Here is a 15,173-nt window from a genome sequence, read left to right on the forward strand (position 1 = left end):
CCCGGACTCGGCGCGGTACGGGGCGAAGGGCTCAGCGGAGCAGTAGTTGCAGGCCGCCCACGATCGTCGCCGCAATCACCAGCTGCTCGAACAGCCTCTGGTTGATGCGGTTCACCGCCCACTTGCCGAGGAACGCGCCGGGGACGACGAACAGGGCGAGCGCGGCGTCCAGCAGCAGCGAGTGCGCGTCGATGAGTCCGAGACCCACGCTGAACGGGACCTTGGAGACGTTGACGATGAGGAAGAAGAACGCCGACGTGCCGAGGAAGCCGAGCTTCCGGAAGCCCGCCGAGAGCAGGTACATCGACATCACGGGGCCGCCGGCGTTGGCGACCATGGTGGTGAAACCGCCGAGTACGCCGTACGAGCGGGCCTTGACGCGGCCCGCGCGGGTGGTGATCGCGTCGGGTTCGTCGTCCTTGTCGACCGTACGGCGGCGCCAGATGGTGACGGCCGTCATCAGCAGCAGGATCGCGCCGATGGAGGTGCGGACGACCTGGTCGTCGGCCCAGACCAGGAACAGCGTGCCGAGGAGCACACCGGCGCCGACCGCCGGGAAGAGCTTCCACAGGGTGGGCCAGTGGGCGTGCCTGCGGTAGGTGAGCACCGCGAGGACGTCGCCGACGATCAGGATCGGCAGGAGGACGCCCGTCGAGGCGCGCGCGGGCAGCACGGCGGCGAAGATCGCGAGGCTGACCGTGTTGGCACCGCTCACGGCGGTCTTCGAGAAGCCGACGAGCAGGGCCGCGAAGGCGAGGGCCGCGAACCCGGCCGTGGACAGGTGCCAGAGAGTCATCGTGTTCATGCGGGGACCGATGCTATGCGCACCTATCGGCGCGCGGCAGAACCGTCTCGCCAGTCGGCCCTGCCGCCCGGCTCGGCGCTTTGGCCCCGGACGGCCCATGGACCATCGTCCGACGGGCTGGCAAGATCCCCCGGGTACCTTCACCGACGTAGTTGGAGGAGTCATGGCCGACTCGCGCGAGCACAGCTTCGCCGGTACGCGGGGCGGTGTCACCGCGCGGGAGTGGCCGTGCGAGAGCGCGCGGTACGTCGTGCTCCTGGTGCACGGGTACGGGGAGCACATCGGCCGCTACGAGCATGTGGCCGACGCCCTGGTGCGGCACGGCGCGGTGGTGTTCGGTCCCGATCATCTGGGGCACGGCAGGTCGGCGGGCGAGCGGGTGCTGATCGAGGACTTCGAGGACGTGGTCTCCGATGTGCACGCCGTGGAGGTGCTGGCGCGGGCCGCGTACCCGGGGCTGCCGGTGGTGCTGATCGGTCACTCCATGGGCGGTCTGATCGGCGCGCGGTACGCCCAGCGCTACGGCTCCGGACTCGCGGCGCTCGTCCTGTCCGGGCCGCTGATCGGGATCTGGGGGCCCCTGCGGGCGCTGCTCACGCCGCCCCGGGTCCCCGAGGTGCCGCTCGACCCGAAGCTGCTGTCGCGGGACATGGCCGTCGGCGCCGCGTACGCGAACGATCCGCTGGTGTGGCACGGCCCGTTCAAGCGGCCGACGCTGGAGGCGATCGACCGCACATTGGAGGCGATCTCGAAGGGCGGGTCCATCGGTCCGCTCCCGCTGCTGTGGCTGCACGGCGACGACGACCGGATCGTGCCGCTGCCCGGCAGCCGTACGGGGATCGAGGAGCTGCGCGGGACCGAGTGGACCGAGCGCGTCTACCCGGGCGCCCGGCACGAGGTGTTCAACGAGACGAACCGGAGCGAAGTGCTCGCGGACGTCACGGAGTTCGTGGACGGCGTGCTGGGTAGCTGAACCCGCGTTTTCCGTCCTCCGCGCTGGGCACCCGGCCCCGCATGGAGTGGTTGCGGAGAGCGGCCTGCGTGGGAGAGGACCCCGACCTGTTCTTCCCCGTGGGCACCACAGGACCGGCGCTCGACGACGTCGCCGCCGCCAAACGTGTCTGTGGCCGCTGCCCGGTGCGCCGCGAGTGCCTCATGTGGGCGCTCGGCAACGGGCAGACGGCCGGCGTGTGGGGCGGCATGGGCGAGGAGGAACGCACCGACCTGCTCCGCAGAACCGGGAGCGCCGACGCCGCCCGGCACGAGGCTCTCGCCGGTACGAAGCGATGAGGAGTGACGCGTAGATGACGGTGGTGAGGAGCACGCTGCCCGAGCCCGCCCGCCGGATCGCGGGCGACGCGCTGCAGGAGAGCCTGGTGGATCTGCTGGGGCTCTCACTGATCGGCAAGCAGGCCCATTGGAACATCGTGGGGCCGAGGTTCCGTTCGATCCACCTGCAGCTCGACGAGGTGGTGTCCACGACACGGTCCTACGCCGATCAGGTCGCCGAACGCGCCGCCGCGCTCGGGGTCTCCCCGGACGGCCGACCGGAGACCGTCGCGGCACGGTTCGATCTGCGGGAGCCGAAGGAGGGCTGGCTGCGGGACACCGAGGTCGTACGGCTGCTGGTGGGGGCGCTGGAGGAAGCGATCGGGCGGCTGCGGAAGCGGATCGACGCGGCCGAGGAGGCCGACAAGGTCACCCAGGACCTGCTGATCTCGCTCACCTACGAGTTGGAGAAGCAGCGCTGGATGTTCGAGGCCGAGAACTGGCCGCGCGAGGACTGACCGTGTGGACCGACCGCAAGGACTGACATCGGGTACGACGCCCGACATCCGACATACGACGTCGGGCACACCAGTGCCCCGTCGAGGACCGCGGGCCGCCGGAGCCCCCGACCGCCTCGCAGCGGTCGGGGGCTCCGGCGGCCCGGCGCGTCGCATGTCGCGTGTCCCGTAGTGTCCCGTGGTGTCGCGCGGCCGGAGGCATCCAGGTGCCAGCGGTGCACGGTGTCGAGCCGCACCAGAGCCACCCACAACTCGACGTCGGCGACGGAGAGTTGATCACCGAGTACATACTCCTGCCCGGCGAGCCGGGCCTCCGGAGCGCAGGGTGCGCAGCAGGGAGCCGAGCGCGTCACGGCGTTCGAGGTCGTCGGCGTCGGCCCGTCCGGCGCGCTGCGCCGCCCCGTCCATGCCTTGCTCGCAGAGGCGCGTGAGCCCCTCGGTCTCCGCCTCCGCACCCTCCGGGTAGAGCGTGGGGCGGTCGGCGCCGAAGCGACGGGCGAGGTCGCGCATGATGTCGGGGGCATGGGTGCTGACGTTCGTCCGGACCAGTCGTCGCTGAGCACGCGCGCCACGGCCGCTCCGGGGTAGCGGTGGGCGCTCGCCTCGTACAGCGGGCGCAGCGCGGAGTGTTCGCCGTCCGGACCGTCGGGCACGGCGGGCAGGAGGGTCACGGGACAGACGTCCGCGAGCCCGAGGAGGCTGTGGACGACGGCGATGCACAGGGCGCCCGGACAGGAGAGCGAGAGATGGAGCCGGTAGCGGCGCGGCACGGCGTAGTGGCCACTGCGCGCGTCGTAGCCGATCCTGCCCCGGAAGGAGGGCAGGGAGCCGCGGCGACGGGACGGCGTTCAGGGCGTGGACGGGCATGGCGGACATGTGTCTCCCCGGGGGTTCTGGTGCGTGGCGGCGCGGTGACGCGACGACGCGAGAAAGCGGTGGTGACGCGAGTACACGGACGCGCGCGCTGTGGCGTGCCACGTCGGCGACTCGGCTCGACGCGGGTCGGCTCGGTCGACCCGGTCAGATCGGAGAGGGGCTTCCTGCGCTGCAGACGCGCAGCAGATCGATAGGGAGGCGGGAGGTCAGCAGAAGGGGCTGCCGGCGCGTGCGCGGCACACGAGTGACCACCGGCTCCAGACGCCCCATCATTCCCTACCCGTTCACTAGGAAATACCCCACCTGGAGTGGGGGCCGCCCACGCCTCGCGTCAAGAGGCTGCCCGGGAATTGTTCGCGTCGTCCGAGGAGTGGACATCCTGGGGTTTCCTCGGGTCCTCGCGGCGGGCGTGCGGGGCGTGCAGGTCGAGTTCGTAGGCGACCCGGATCAGCGGGACGTGGGTGAACGCCTGTGGGAAGTTGCCGAGTTGGCGGCGGGCACGGGGGTCGTACTCCTCGGCGAGCAGTCCGACGTCGTTGCGTAGTTCCAGCAGCCGTTCGTACAGCGCGCGGGCCTCGTCCTCCCGGCCGATCACCAGCAGGGCGTCCGCGAGCCAGAAGGAGCAGGCGAGGAAGGCGCCCTCGCCACCGACGAGGCCGTCCGGCGAGTCGGCGGCACCCGCCGAGTAACGGGCCACCAGCCCGTCCGAGAGGAGTTCGCGCTGCACGGCCTCGACGGTGCCGATCACCCGCGGGTCGTCCGGCGGCAGGAACCCGGTCTGCGGGATCTGCAGCAGCGCGGCGTCGAGCTCCCGGGAGCCGTACGACTGGGTGAAGGTGTTCCGCTCCGGGTCGTAGGCCCGCTCGCAGACCTCACGGTGGATACGGTCACGGACCTCGCGCCATCTCTCCACCGGACCGGGCCGGCCGTGCGCCTCCGCCAGCCGGACCGCCCGGTCGAAGGCGACCCAGCACATCACCTTGGAGTGCGTGTAGTGACGGGGGGCGCCGCGCATCTCCCACAGCCCCTGGTCGGGCTCGGTCCAGGCCCGCTCCAGGTGCTCCAGGAACACCGCCTGGAGCGACACCAGATGCTTGCGGGGGCGCAGCCCGCAGCCGATCGACAGATGGATCGCGTCCATCACCTCACCTGGCACGTCGAGCTGCTGCTGCCCGGCGGCGGCGTTGCCGATCCGGACCGGGCGCGACCCCTCGTAGCCCGGCAGCCAGTCGACCTCCCACTCGGTGAGGCGCCGCTCCCCCGCGATGCCGTACATGATCTGCACGTCCTCGGGCCGCCCCGCCACAGCCCGCTCCAGCCAGGCGCGCCAGGCGTCGGCCTCGGCCTTGAAACCGCTGCGCAGCAAGGCCTCCAGCGTCATGCCCGCGTCCCGCAGCCAGCAGAACCGGTAGTCCCAGTTCCGTACGCCGCCGATCTCCTCCGGCAGGGAGGTGGTCGGCGCGGCGACGATGCCGCCGGTCGGCTGGTACGTCAGGGCCTTGAGCGTGATCAGGGAGCGGGCGACGGCGTCACGGTAGGGCCCGTCGTAGGTGAGCCTGCGCAGCCAGCGGCGCCAGTACGACTCGGTGCTGCGCAGTGCCTCGAAGGGGTCCACCGGGTGTGGTGCGGACAGGTGGGAGGGGTGCCAGGTCAGCACGAAGGGGATCCGTTCGCCCGCCGCGACCGGGAACACGGCGGTGTGGGCCGTGCCGTGGCCGACCGGCCGCACGGGGGTGCGCAGCCACACCGACTCGGGTCCGGCGGTGCCCGTCAGCGCGCCGCCGCGGCGGCGCATCCAGGGCAGGACCCGGCCGTAGTCGAAGCGGAGCCGCAGGTCCATCCGCATGTCGACGGTTCCGGAGAGACCTTCGACGATGCGTACGACACTGGGGGCGCCGGTCTTGCGGCACGGCATGAAGTCGGTGACCAGGACCTGGCCGGCGGTGGTCTCCCACTCCGTCTCCAGGATCGCCGTGTCGTCCCGGTAGCGGCGGCGGGCGTAGGGGCCGTTCTCGTCGGCGGGGGCGATGCGCCAGCGTCCGTTGTCCTCGTCGCCGAGCAGGGCGGCGAAGCAGGCGGGCGAGTCGAAGCGGGGGAGGCAGAGCCAGTCGATGCTGCCGTCCTTGCCCACGAGGGCGGCGCTGAGGAGGTCGCCGATGAGGGCGTAGTCCTCGATGCGGCTGGGCTGTCCTGGCATGGGGTCAGTGTCGGGGGGCCGAGGGCGCGCGGCATGCGGGGTGGGGCGTTCGAGTTCCCGCGGGTTCCCGTCGTGGCGGACTTGCGCGCGGGAGGAGTACCGAGGGTCCAGCCAGGTACTCGGCCGGAAGGGTGACCGGGCGTGGGGCGGGCGGTGGGGGGTGACCGAGGGTCTTCACCTGCCGGACGGTCGCGGGCCACGCGACGGCAAGGACCGCGCCCCCGCACGGCCGGAAGCTGCACACGACCCTGTTCCGAGCACCGCGCACCGCGTACGGAGTCCCGTCGCACCACGGTCGAGCGCCGGCGGCATGTACGGAGCACCGGCAGCACGTACGAAGCACCGGCGGCTCGACCGCGACATGGGTGGACGTCCACGGAAAGGACCGGCTCTTGAACGCTTCCGCGAAAGCCTCGGAGATCTCCCCCACCGAGCGGATCCGTACCCTCGCGGACGTCCTCTCCGGCAGGATCACGGCGCGGGAGGCCGCGCACCGCCACGGCCTGCCCGTGGCGGTCGTACGGCAGTGGCTGCGGGAGATCCCGGTGGCGGCGCCCACGGTCCCGACGGACCGGACCGACCGAACGGACCGAACGGACCGGGCCGACCGAGCCGACCGGGCCTCCGGTGACGACGCGGCACCGGCCCGAAGGGACCGGCGGCCCTTGCCCCGCTGCCAGGTGGTCGTGGACGAGATGGTGCAGGGGCTCGGGCTCTGATCGCCGCTCCGGCCGCTACGCTCCCCGCCGTGACGCTGAGGCGGCGGCCGGGGAGACGATGACCGTTTGAAGAGCCAGAGCCTGCGGTGGCGTGGGCGTCCGCCGCGCCTGACCGATGCCGAACTGGTGACCCTGGCGGTGCCCCAAGCGATGCTGGGCTTCCACTGCGAGGCCCCGGCGCACCATCGCATCCCAACACTCCCGGCTGCCCGTACGGATGCCAGGATTCCTCCGGAAGGAGCCGGCGCTCTCCCTGGAGACGCCGGCATCCCTGTCGGTGTCGGGTCAGCTCGTCACGCGGAAGGTGGCGTCACTGCGCCCGGTCGCGGTGGTGATCGGGTCGAGTCGCAACTGGTAGGCGTAGTGGCGGATGTAGCGGTCGGGGTGGTTGTACGACTGGAACGACGACCAGGTGGAGTCTGCGAGCCCGGCGACCTGCCGGAAGGTCGCGTCCGCGGCGAACTGGCTGCTGCCGTCGTTGTGCACGAGCTGGAAGTCGTAGTTGAAGTGCCGCAGGAAGTAGCCGGGGTGGTTCACCGACTCGAAGGAGACGGTGCCGGTGCCGGCCAGGCCGGGCCGCAGCCGGAACTGGGAGTCCTCGACGGGGCTGACGTTCGGATCGATACGCACGTCGAAGTTGGTGTGGTGTACGTAGCGGTCCTGGAAGTTGAACGACTGGAGCCGCTGCGCCGGCGTGTTGGGCCAGCGGGCGAGTACGCGGCTCTCCTCGGCGGCCGTGAGGTTCATGATCCAGCCGTGGCGCTTCTTGGTGCCGCCCATGTTGTAGCTGGTCGACGCCAACTGCTGGTAGGCGGCGGGGTTGGACGGGTCGGTCGTGGTGACCGGCATGTAGCCGCGGTTGGTGGCGTACTGGTCGAGGTAGAGCGCCCACTTGTTGGTGCCGTTGAACTTCATCCACATCGGGCCCTCGACCATCGACCCGGTCAGACCGATGCCGGAGAGGTCACCGAGCCTGGTCCACGTCCCGAGGATGGAGTTGCTGCCCTCCAGGGTGATCTGGCCGTCGCCGGAGGCCCGCACGTAGCGGTAGTTCCCGACGCCGGCCGGAACCTCGATGATCTGGGTGTCGATGATCTCCTGGGTGCCGGGGCGGTCGATGTAGATCTGCGGGGTGCTGATGGTGCGGAAGTCGCTGGTGCGGGCGTAGAAGATGCGGTGCTTTGTGGCGCCGTTGAAGGGGACGTTGGTGGCCCAGTACAGGACGTAGTCGTTGGTCTCGGGGTTCCAGATGGCTTCGGGTGCCCACGCGTTGCGGCCGTCGGGGATCGCGCCGGCGACGTTGAGCAGCCACGGCTTTGACCAGGTGACCAGGTCGGTGGACTCCCACACGACGAGGTTGCGGCTGCCGTTGTTGATGGACTGACTCCAGGTCTGCCCACAGGCGATGCACAGGTCGGTCGCGATGATCCAGTACTTGCTGCCGTCGGGGGATCTCACCAGTGCGGGGTCGCGCACGCCCTTCGTACCGACCGTGGAGCGCAGGACCATGCCGCCGCCGTTGAGGTCGTTCCAGTGCACGCCGTCCGCGCTGTGCGAGAGGTACATCTGCTGGTTGGTCGCGCCCTCCCCGGTGAAGTGCACCATCAGGTAGCCGGGGTCGGCTGCGGCTGCCCGGTCGGGTGCGGCCAGGACTTGGCCTGTGAAGAGGAGGCAGGCGGCGACCAGTAGCGCCGGCAGCCGGGAGAGAAGCGTGCGCATGTACGTTTCCTGTCTTTCTGCGGGTGCCTTCTGCGGGTGCCTTCTGCGGGTGCCCCCAGCGGGGGTGGTGGCGGTAGCGCGCTCTCGGCGTCGGCGGGACGGGCGCGGTCACCGCCCGACGCGGAAGGCAGTGCTGTGCCGGCGTGCTGTTCTCGTGGGACTTCTGCTTCTGCGGTCCTTCGGCCGGGGGGGGACGCCTCGTAGCCAATCCTTCCGAGCGACGTCGGTTGTCCGAAAAATCGAACGATGTTCGCAGGATCGGGCAGACGTTAAATGGGGGGAACTGGACGCGTCAATACTTTCGACATACCGCTCGCCGCGCTGCTGGCGTAGGTCGCGGCCGCCGTCCTGCCCGCCGGCTCGTCCCAGGCCGCGGACGCGGCACGCAGGCGACGCCTGCCTGGGTGAGGCCGGCACCCGAGCCGGTAAGGCGGAGAACGGTGTCGCGCAGGTGGCGGTCCGCGACACCTCCGCCAAGAAGTAGCGCCGCAACCATCCTGACCAGGGCCGCAGTGGTGACCGCGGCCGGCCAGGCCGGACCGTCGGTGGCCTCCAGGACGCCGAAGGCGAGGGCGATGGGCGACATGGCGCCGCCCACCAGGGAAATCGACTGCTCACTCATCGGCGGCCGGGACCCGTTGCCGGGGCATACCGCCCCACAGCACCATGTGACATAGTACTGGCGTGACCGAGCGACTGACCTGCGACGTCGTGGTGGTGGGCGCGGGAATGGTGGGCGCGGCCTGCGCCCTGTACGCGTCCCGTGCGGGTCTGGACGTCGTCGTGATGGACCGCGGCCCGGTGGCCGGCGGCACGACCGGCGCCGGCGAGGGCAACATCCTGGTCTCCGACAAGGAACCCGGACCCGAGCTCGAACTCGCACTGCTGTCCAACCGCCTGTGGGCCGAGCTGGCCGCCGAGCCGGGTCTGGGAAAGGCGTTCGAGTACGAGGCCAAGGGTGGGGTCGTCGTGGCGTCCGCGCCGGAGGACCTGGCCGCGCTGGAGCGGTTCGCCGCCGGGCAACGCGCGGCCGGGGTGGCGGCGTTCACCGTCACCGACGCACAACTGGCCGATCTGGAACCCTACTTGGCACCCGGCCTCGCGGGCGGCATCCACTACCCCCAGGACGCCCAGGTCATGCCCACCCTGGCCGCCGCCCACCTCGTACGGGCCTCCGGGGCCCGGCTGTTCACCGGCAGGACCGTCACCGAGGTGCTGCGCACACGGTCCGGTGCCGTGCGCGGCGTGCGGACCGATCGGGGAGACGTCCACGCCCCCGCGGTGGTGAACGCCGCCGGCACCTGGGGCGGCGAACTGGCCGCACTCGCCGACGTGCGCCTGCCGGTCCTCCCCCGGCGCGGCTTCGTGCTGGTCACCGAACCGCTGCCGCCGATGGTGCGGCACAAGGTGTACGCCGCCGACTACGTGGCCGACGTGGCCAGCGACTCGGCGGCGCTCCAGACCTCCCCCGTGGTGGAGGGCACGGCCGCCGGACCCGTGCTGATCGGCGCGAGCCGCGAACGGGTCGGCTTCGACCGGTCGTTCTCGCTCCCCGTCGTACGGGCCCTGGCGGCAGGCGCCACCCGGCTGTTCCCGTTCCTGGAGGAGGTGCGCGCGATGCGGACGTACGTCGGCTTCCGGCCCTACATGCCGGACCATCTGCCCGCGATCGGGCCGGACCCGCGGGTGCCGGGCCTGTTCCACGCCTGCGGGCACGAGGGTGCCGGGATCGGGCTCGCCACCGGGACCGGGCAACTGATCGCCCAGGTGCTCGGGGGCGGGACGCCCGAGCTGGATCTCGCGCCGTTCCGCCCGGACCGGTTCGCGGAGCACGAGGGGGACGTGGCGTGAACCCACGGGAACTGGCCCGGGCGGAACCGGGGCCCGCCTTCACCGTCACCCTCGACGGGCGTGAGCTGGAGGCACTGCCGGGCCAGACGGTCGCGGCCACGCTCTGGGCCGCCGGCGTGACGTCCTGGCGCAGCACGAGGGGCGCGGGGCGACCGCGCGGGATCTTCTGCGGCATCGGTGTCTGCTTCGACTGCCTGGTCACCGTCAACGAGCGCCCCAATCAACGGGCTTGTCTGGTTCCGGTCCGGCCGGGCGACGCGATCCGCACCCAGGAGGGCACCGGCCATGAGCACTGAACCCGGGCCGCCCCGGCTGGCGATCGTCGGCGCCGGCCCCGCGGGCCTCGCCGCGGCCCTGGCGGCGGCGAGTCGAGGCGTGCGGGTCACCGTGGTCGACGCCGGACGGGCAGCCGGCGGCCAGTTCTACCGGCAGCCCTCGGCCGGGCTCGGCGCCCGGCGCCCGCAGGCCCTGCACCATCAGTGGCGCACCTGGCAGCGGCTGCGCGACGGCCTCGCCCGGGAGGTGGCCGCCGGACGCGTCACCCACCTCCCGGACCACCATGTGTGGTGCGTGGAGCGGCGCTCCGAGGGCCCTGGGCGCTTCACCGTGCACGCGCTGCTCGGGCCCGACCGGGAGCGGCCCGTGGAGGTGCGCGCGGACGCCGTCCTGCTCGCGACCGGAAGCTACGAGAAGGTGCTGCCCTTCCCCGGCTGGACCCTGCCGGGCGTGGTCACCGCCGGGGGCGCGCAGGCCATGCTGAAGGGCACGCTCGCGGTGTCGGGTCGTACGGCGGTCGTCGCCGGGACCGGCCCTTTGCTGCTGCCGGTGGCGACCGGGCTCGCGGCGGCGGGAGTCACGGTGGCCGCGCTGGTGGAGTCCGCCGACCCCAAGGCCCTGGCACGACGGGCCGGGGCGCTGGCCGGCCGCGCTGACAAACTCGCCGAAGGGGCCGGGTACGCGGTCGAGTTGCTGCGCCGCCGGGTACGGACCCTCGTCCGGCACACCGTCGTCGAGGCGCACGGCGCTGACCGGTTGGAGGCCGTGACCGTCGCCGCGCTCGACGCCGAGGGCCGGGTCCGGCGCGGGACGGGCCGGCGCGTCCCCTGCGACGCGCTCGCCGTCGGGCACGGCCTGCTCCCGCACACCGACCTCGCCGAGGCGCTCGGCTGCCGGATCGAGTCCACCGGCCCACGTGTGTGGGTCGACGAGGAGCAGCGCACCGATGTGCCGGGCGTCTGGGCGGCGGGCGAGACCACCGGGATCGGCGGCGCGGTCCTCTCCCTCGCGGAGGGGCACATCGCCGGACGGTCGGCCGCCGACCGCCTCCGGGGGCGGGTGCCGGACCCGGCCGCGTGGGCGGGTGCCGCCAAGTCCCGTGCCGCACTGCGGGAGTTCTTCGCCGTGCTCGACTCCGTGTACGTCCCGCCGGCGCACTGGACCGAGCAGGTCACGGACGACACGGTCGTCTGCCGGTGCGAGGAGGTCGACGCCGGAGCCGTCCGCCAGGCCGTCGCGGAACTGGGCGCCGGGGACGTCCGGACGGTGAAGCTGCTCACCCGAGCCGGGATGGGCTGGTGCCAGGGCCGGATGTGCGGGCCCGCCGTCGCGGGGATCGCCGGGTGCGAACCGGGCGTCGCCCGAAGGCCGTTCGCCCAGCCGGTGCCGTTGGGCGTACTGGCGCGGGCGGGCGAGAACGGGGAGGACTCCGACGGCGGCGCCCCGCCCTGAGCCCCGCGCGACACGCGCACGCGCGCCCCATCACCGACGCCCCTCGTCGGACCTGACCCGACCCGACCACCGCACCACCGCACCACCGCACCACCGCACCACCGCACCACCGCACCACCGCACACCAGTGATATGTCACACCTCATGGAGAGGGCATCCCACTCATGGCCACCACCGAGAACCGTCCCTGGCGCGGCGTCCTCGTCGCCACCGCGCTCCCCCTCCGCGACGATCTCTCCGTCGACCACGACGCGTACGCCGAGCACTGCGCCTGGCTCGTCGAGAACGGCTGTGACGGTGTCGTACCGAACGGCTCGCTCGGCGAGTACCAGGTGCTGACGCCCGAGGAGCGCGCCAAGGTCGTCGAGACGGCCGTCGCCGCGATCGGCGGCGCGCGGGTGATGCCGGGTGTCGCCGCGTACGGGTCCGCCGAGTCCCGGCGCTGGGCCGAGCAGGCGCGGGACGCGGGCTGCGCGGCGGTGATGCTGCTGCCGCCGAACGCCTACCGCGCCGACGAGCGGTCCGTGCTCGCGCACTACGCCGAGGTATCGAAGGCCGGCGTCCCGGTCGTGGCGTACAACAACCCCATCGACACCAAGGTCGACCTCGTCCCCGAACTGCTCGCCAAGCTGCACGGCGAGGGGTACATCAGGGCCGTGAAGGAGTTCTCCGGCGACGTCCGCCGGGCCTACCAGCTCGCCGAACTCGCTCCGGACCTCGATCTGTTGATCGGCGCGGACGACGTCCTGCTGGAGCTGGCGCTGGCCGGCGCCAAGGGCTGGGTGGCCGGCTACCCGAACGCGCTGCCCGCAGCGACGGTGGAGCTGTACCACGCGGCGGTGGACGGCGACCTCGCCACCGCCAAGGACCTCTACGCGCAGTTGCACCCGTTGCTGCGCTGGGACTCCAAGGTCGAGTTCGTGCAGGCGATCAAGCTGTCGATGGACATCGTGGGCCGGCCCGGAGGACGCTGCCGTCCGCCGCGCGTGGAACTGCTGCCGGAGCAGGAGGCCGTGATCCGCGCGGCCACCGAGAAGGCCGTCGCGGCGGGGCTCGCGTAACCACAGCAGAAAGGGAGGGCCGGTCATGCGCAGCAAACTCGTCCTGCACGCCGTCGACTCGCACACCGAGGGCATGCCCACCCGGGTGATCACCGGCGGGATCGGCACGATCCCCGGCGCGACCATGAACGAACGCCGCCTGTGGTTCCGTGAACACCGCGACGACGTCAAGCAGTTGCTGATGAACGAGCCGCGCGGGCACGCGGCGATGAGCGGCGCGATCCTCCAGCCGCCGGCCCGCCCGGACTGCGACTGGGGCGTCGTCTACATCGAGGTCTCCGGCTATCTGCCCATGTGCGGTCACGGCACGATCGGCGTGGCGACCGTGCTGGTGGAGACCGGCATGGTCGAGGTCGTCGAACCGGTCACCACCATCCGCCTCGACACCCCGGGGGGCCTCGTCGTGGCCGAGGTGGCGGTGGAGGACGGCGCGGCGAAGGCGGTCACCCTGCGGAACGTGCCGTCGTTCTCCGTCGGCCTCGACCGCAAGGCCACGCTGGCCGACGGCCGGACGGTGACCTACGACCTCGCGTACGGCGGCAACTTCTACGCGATCCTGCCGCTGGAGCAGTTCGGCCTGCCCTTCGACCGCGACCGCAAGGACGACATCCTGCGGGCGGGCCTGGACCTGATGGAGGCCATCAACGCCGAAGGGGAGCCCGTGCACCCGGAGGACCCGTCGATCCACGGCGTCCACCACGTCCACCTGTACGCCCCGGGCGCCACCGCCCGGCACTCGCGGCACGCGATGGCCATCCACCCCGGCTGGTTCGACCGCTCCCCCTGCGGCACGGGCACCAGCGCGCGCATGGCGCAGCTCCACGCGCGTGGTGAACTCCCCCTGCACACCGAGTTCGTGAACGAGTCCTTCATCGGCACCCACTTCACCGGCAGACTGCTCGGCGAGACCGAGGTGGCGGGTGTGCCCGCCGTACTGCCAAGCTTCACCGGCCGCGCCTGGATCACCGGCACGGCACAGTATCTGCTCGACCCGACCGACCCGTTCCCGGCCGGGTTCGTCCTCTAGGAGAGGTGCGATGGCCCTGTCAGCCCCCGCCGCCGGCCCCGCCCTGCCGGTGCTCGGCGGCAAGAAGAGCAGCTACCGCGAGCGCGTCGCCGACGCCTTGCGGGCCGCGCTGATCGCCGGTGAGCTGCGGCCGGGCGAGGTGTACTCCGCGCCCGCGCTCGCCGGCCGCTTCGGTGTCTCGGCGACGCCGGTGCGGGAGGCCATGCTGGATCTGGCCAAGGAGGGGCTGGTCGACCCCGTGCCCAACAAAGGGTTCCGGGTCACCGCCGTCACCGAGAAGCAGCTGGACGAGTACACGCATGTCCGCTCGCTCATCGAGATCCCGACCACGGCCGGCCTGACCCGGACCGCCGACCAGATCTCCCTGGAGGCGCTGCGGCCCGCCGCCCGGGAGATCGTGGCCGCCGCGGCCGCCGGGGACCTCATCGCGTACGTCGAAGCCGACACCCGCTTCCATCTCGGCCTGCTCGCCCTCGCGGGCAACGCGCACCTCGTCGAGGTCGTGGGTGACCTGCGCAAACGCGCCCGCCTCTACGGCCTGACCGCACTCGCCGAGTCGGGCCGGCTGTTGTCCTCGGCGCAGGAGCACCTGGAGTTGCTGGACGCGCTGCTCGCCCGCGACGAGGAGGCCGTACGCGCGGTGATGACCCGCCACCTCGGTCATGTGCGCGGGCTGTGGGCCGCGCACGACTGAACGTCCGCGCCTGATCGTCCGCGCCGCGCATGCGGGCGGAGCAGCCGGGGCATCTCTGACAGGTGTGATCGGAGCGACGCGCGCTTCGACTGACGTTGAAAGTATGATCGGCCAATGTCTGACATGACCGAAACCACGCCCGGCTGGCTGCCGTCCGACGAGCTCGAGTCGGCGCGCGCCCGGATGCCGATCCTGTACGTCGAGGCCGTGCCCGTGCGCGTCGACGACAGCGGCGAAGTCACCAGCATCGGGCTGCTGCTGCGCATCGGCCCGGACGGGACGGTCAGCCGCAATCTGGTCTCCGGCCGCGTGATGCACCACGAGCGGGTCCGGGACGCACTCCTGCGTCACCTGGAGAAGGACCTCGGTCCGGTGGCGCTGCCCCGTGTCCCGTCCGCCCTCCAGCCCTTCACGATCGCGGAGTACTTCCCGACGCAGGGCATCACCCCGTTCCACGACCCGCGGCAGCACGCGGTCTCCCTCGCCTACATCGTCCCGGTGGCCGGTGACTGCCGACCCCGGCAGGACGCGCTCGACCTGGTGTGGTTCAGCCCCCAGGACGCGGCGTCGGCCTCCGTCCAGAGCGAGATGCCGGGCGGCCAGGGCGTCCTCCTGAAGCAGGCCCTGGCGCATGTGGGCTGCCTGTCCTGACACGGATGCCCGCCCTGACCGGGCTGTCCGCCCTGACGGGGCGGGGGCGGCACGGAAG

The 15,173-nt window shown here is 72.1% G+C and carries 14 protein-coding genes and 1 pseudogene; 11 read left to right on the plus strand and 4 right to left on the minus strand.

Features of this window, described 5'->3' with window-relative positions; all coding sequences use genetic code 11:
• Window positions 1-31 precede the first annotated feature (31 nt).
• Window positions 32-805 carry a sulfite exporter TauE/SafE family protein gene (locus tag P8T65_RS06195; RefSeq protein ID WP_316724367.1) on the minus strand — a complete coding sequence of 258 codons (774 nt, stop codon included), beginning with the start codon at window positions 803-805 and terminating at the stop codon, window positions 32-34.
• Between the two features lie 163 nt (window positions 806-968).
• On the opposite strand from P8T65_RS06195, the gene P8T65_RS06200 reads away from it, so the two are divergent.
• From P8T65_RS06200 to P8T65_RS06210, 3 genes are read left to right on the plus strand one after another with little or no spacing between them, the layout of a single operon-like run.
• Window positions 969-1,778 carry an alpha/beta hydrolase gene (locus P8T65_RS06200; RefSeq protein ID WP_316724368.1) on the plus strand — a complete coding sequence of 270 codons (810 nt, stop codon included), beginning with the start codon at window positions 969-971 and terminating at the stop codon, window positions 1,776-1,778.
• A 41-nt stretch (window positions 1,779-1,819) separates the two neighbouring features.
• The gene (locus tag P8T65_RS06205) at window positions 1,820-2,095 is read left to right on the plus strand and encodes a WhiB family transcriptional regulator (RefSeq protein WP_316724369.1); all 276 of its coding nucleotides are present in this window, start codon (window positions 1,820-1,822) and stop codon (window positions 2,093-2,095) included.
• 14 nt (window positions 2,096-2,109) lie between these two features.
• The gene (locus P8T65_RS06210) at window positions 2,110-2,592 is read left to right on the plus strand and encodes a DNA starvation/stationary phase protection protein (RefSeq protein ID WP_316724370.1); all 483 of its coding nucleotides are present in this window, start codon (window positions 2,110-2,112) and stop codon (window positions 2,590-2,592) included.
• 194 nt (window positions 2,593-2,786) lie between these two features.
• On the opposite strand, the pseudogene P8T65_RS06215 reads toward P8T65_RS06210, so the two are convergent.
• Both P8T65_RS06215 and P8T65_RS06220 read right to left on the minus strand, forming a co-directional pair.
• Window positions 2,787-3,468: pseudogene (locus tag P8T65_RS06215) on the minus strand (glutathione S-transferase C-terminal domain-containing protein); the annotation flags it as partial.
• Between the two features lie 331 nt (window positions 3,469-3,799).
• Window positions 3,800-5,665 (minus strand): glycoside hydrolase family 15 protein, encoded by a 1,866-nt coding sequence (locus P8T65_RS06220; RefSeq protein WP_316724371.1) that lies wholly within the window; start codon window positions 5,663-5,665, stop codon window positions 3,800-3,802.
• A 392-nt stretch (window positions 5,666-6,057) separates the two neighbouring features.
• Between P8T65_RS06220 and P8T65_RS06225 the strand changes: the two genes are divergently transcribed.
• Window positions 6,058-6,384 (plus strand): hypothetical protein, encoded by a 327-nt coding sequence (locus P8T65_RS06225; RefSeq protein WP_316724372.1) that lies wholly within the window; start codon window positions 6,058-6,060, stop codon window positions 6,382-6,384.
• A 285-nt stretch (window positions 6,385-6,669) separates the two neighbouring features.
• Here the strand turns inward: P8T65_RS06225 and P8T65_RS06230 are convergent, their stop codons facing one another.
• A complete protein-coding gene (locus P8T65_RS06230; RefSeq protein ID WP_316724373.1) occupies window positions 6,670-8,103 on the minus strand; it encodes a glycoside hydrolase family 43 protein in 1,434 nt (477 codons plus the stop codon).
• A gap of 684 nt (window positions 8,104-8,787) precedes the next feature.
• Between P8T65_RS06230 and P8T65_RS06235 the strand changes: the two genes are divergently transcribed.
• The 7 genes from P8T65_RS06235 to P8T65_RS06265 all read left to right on the plus strand — a co-directional run bounded on the left by P8T65_RS06235 (window position 8,788) and on the right by P8T65_RS06265 (window position 15,115).
• Window positions 8,788-9,954, plus strand: a complete 1,167-nt coding sequence (locus tag P8T65_RS06235) for an FAD-binding oxidoreductase (RefSeq protein ID WP_316724374.1) — start codon at window positions 8,788-8,790, stop codon at window positions 9,952-9,954.
• Window positions 9,951-10,250, plus strand: coding sequence for a (2Fe-2S)-binding protein (locus tag P8T65_RS06240; RefSeq protein WP_316724375.1), 300 nt, complete (start codon window positions 9,951-9,953; stop codon window positions 10,248-10,250). Before P8T65_RS06235 ends, P8T65_RS06240 begins: the two co-directional genes overlap by 4 nt.
• On the plus strand, window positions 10,240-11,682 hold the full coding sequence (locus P8T65_RS06245) for an NAD(P)/FAD-dependent oxidoreductase (protein WP_316724376.1): 1,443 nt from the start codon (window positions 10,240-10,242) through the stop codon (window positions 11,680-11,682). Before P8T65_RS06240 ends, P8T65_RS06245 begins: the two co-directional genes overlap by 11 nt.
• Before the next feature lie 164 nt (window positions 11,683-11,846).
• The gene (locus P8T65_RS06250) at window positions 11,847-12,743 is read left to right on the plus strand and encodes a dihydrodipicolinate synthase family protein (protein ID WP_316724377.1); all 897 of its coding nucleotides are present in this window, start codon (window positions 11,847-11,849) and stop codon (window positions 12,741-12,743) included.
• A 25-nt stretch (window positions 12,744-12,768) separates the two neighbouring features.
• Window positions 12,769-13,770: a proline racemase family protein gene (locus tag P8T65_RS06255; protein WP_316724378.1), complete on the plus strand. Its 1,002-nt coding sequence runs from the start codon at window positions 12,769-12,771 to the stop codon at window positions 13,768-13,770.
• A gap of 10 nt (window positions 13,771-13,780) precedes the next feature.
• On the plus strand, window positions 13,781-14,464 hold the full coding sequence (locus P8T65_RS06260) for a GntR family transcriptional regulator (RefSeq protein ID WP_316724379.1): 684 nt from the start codon (window positions 13,781-13,783) through the stop codon (window positions 14,462-14,464).
• 123 nt (window positions 14,465-14,587) lie between these two features.
• The gene (locus P8T65_RS06265) at window positions 14,588-15,115 is read left to right on the plus strand and encodes an NUDIX hydrolase family protein (protein WP_184902079.1); all 528 of its coding nucleotides are present in this window, start codon (window positions 14,588-14,590) and stop codon (window positions 15,113-15,115) included.
• Window positions 15,116-15,173: the final 58 nt, after the last annotated feature.

Origin of the sequence: Streptomyces sp. 11x1 (assembly GCF_032598905.1) — a bacterium.
In the GTDB taxonomy this organism is placed as follows: Bacteria; Actinomycetota; Actinomycetes; order Streptomycetales; family Streptomycetaceae; genus Streptomyces.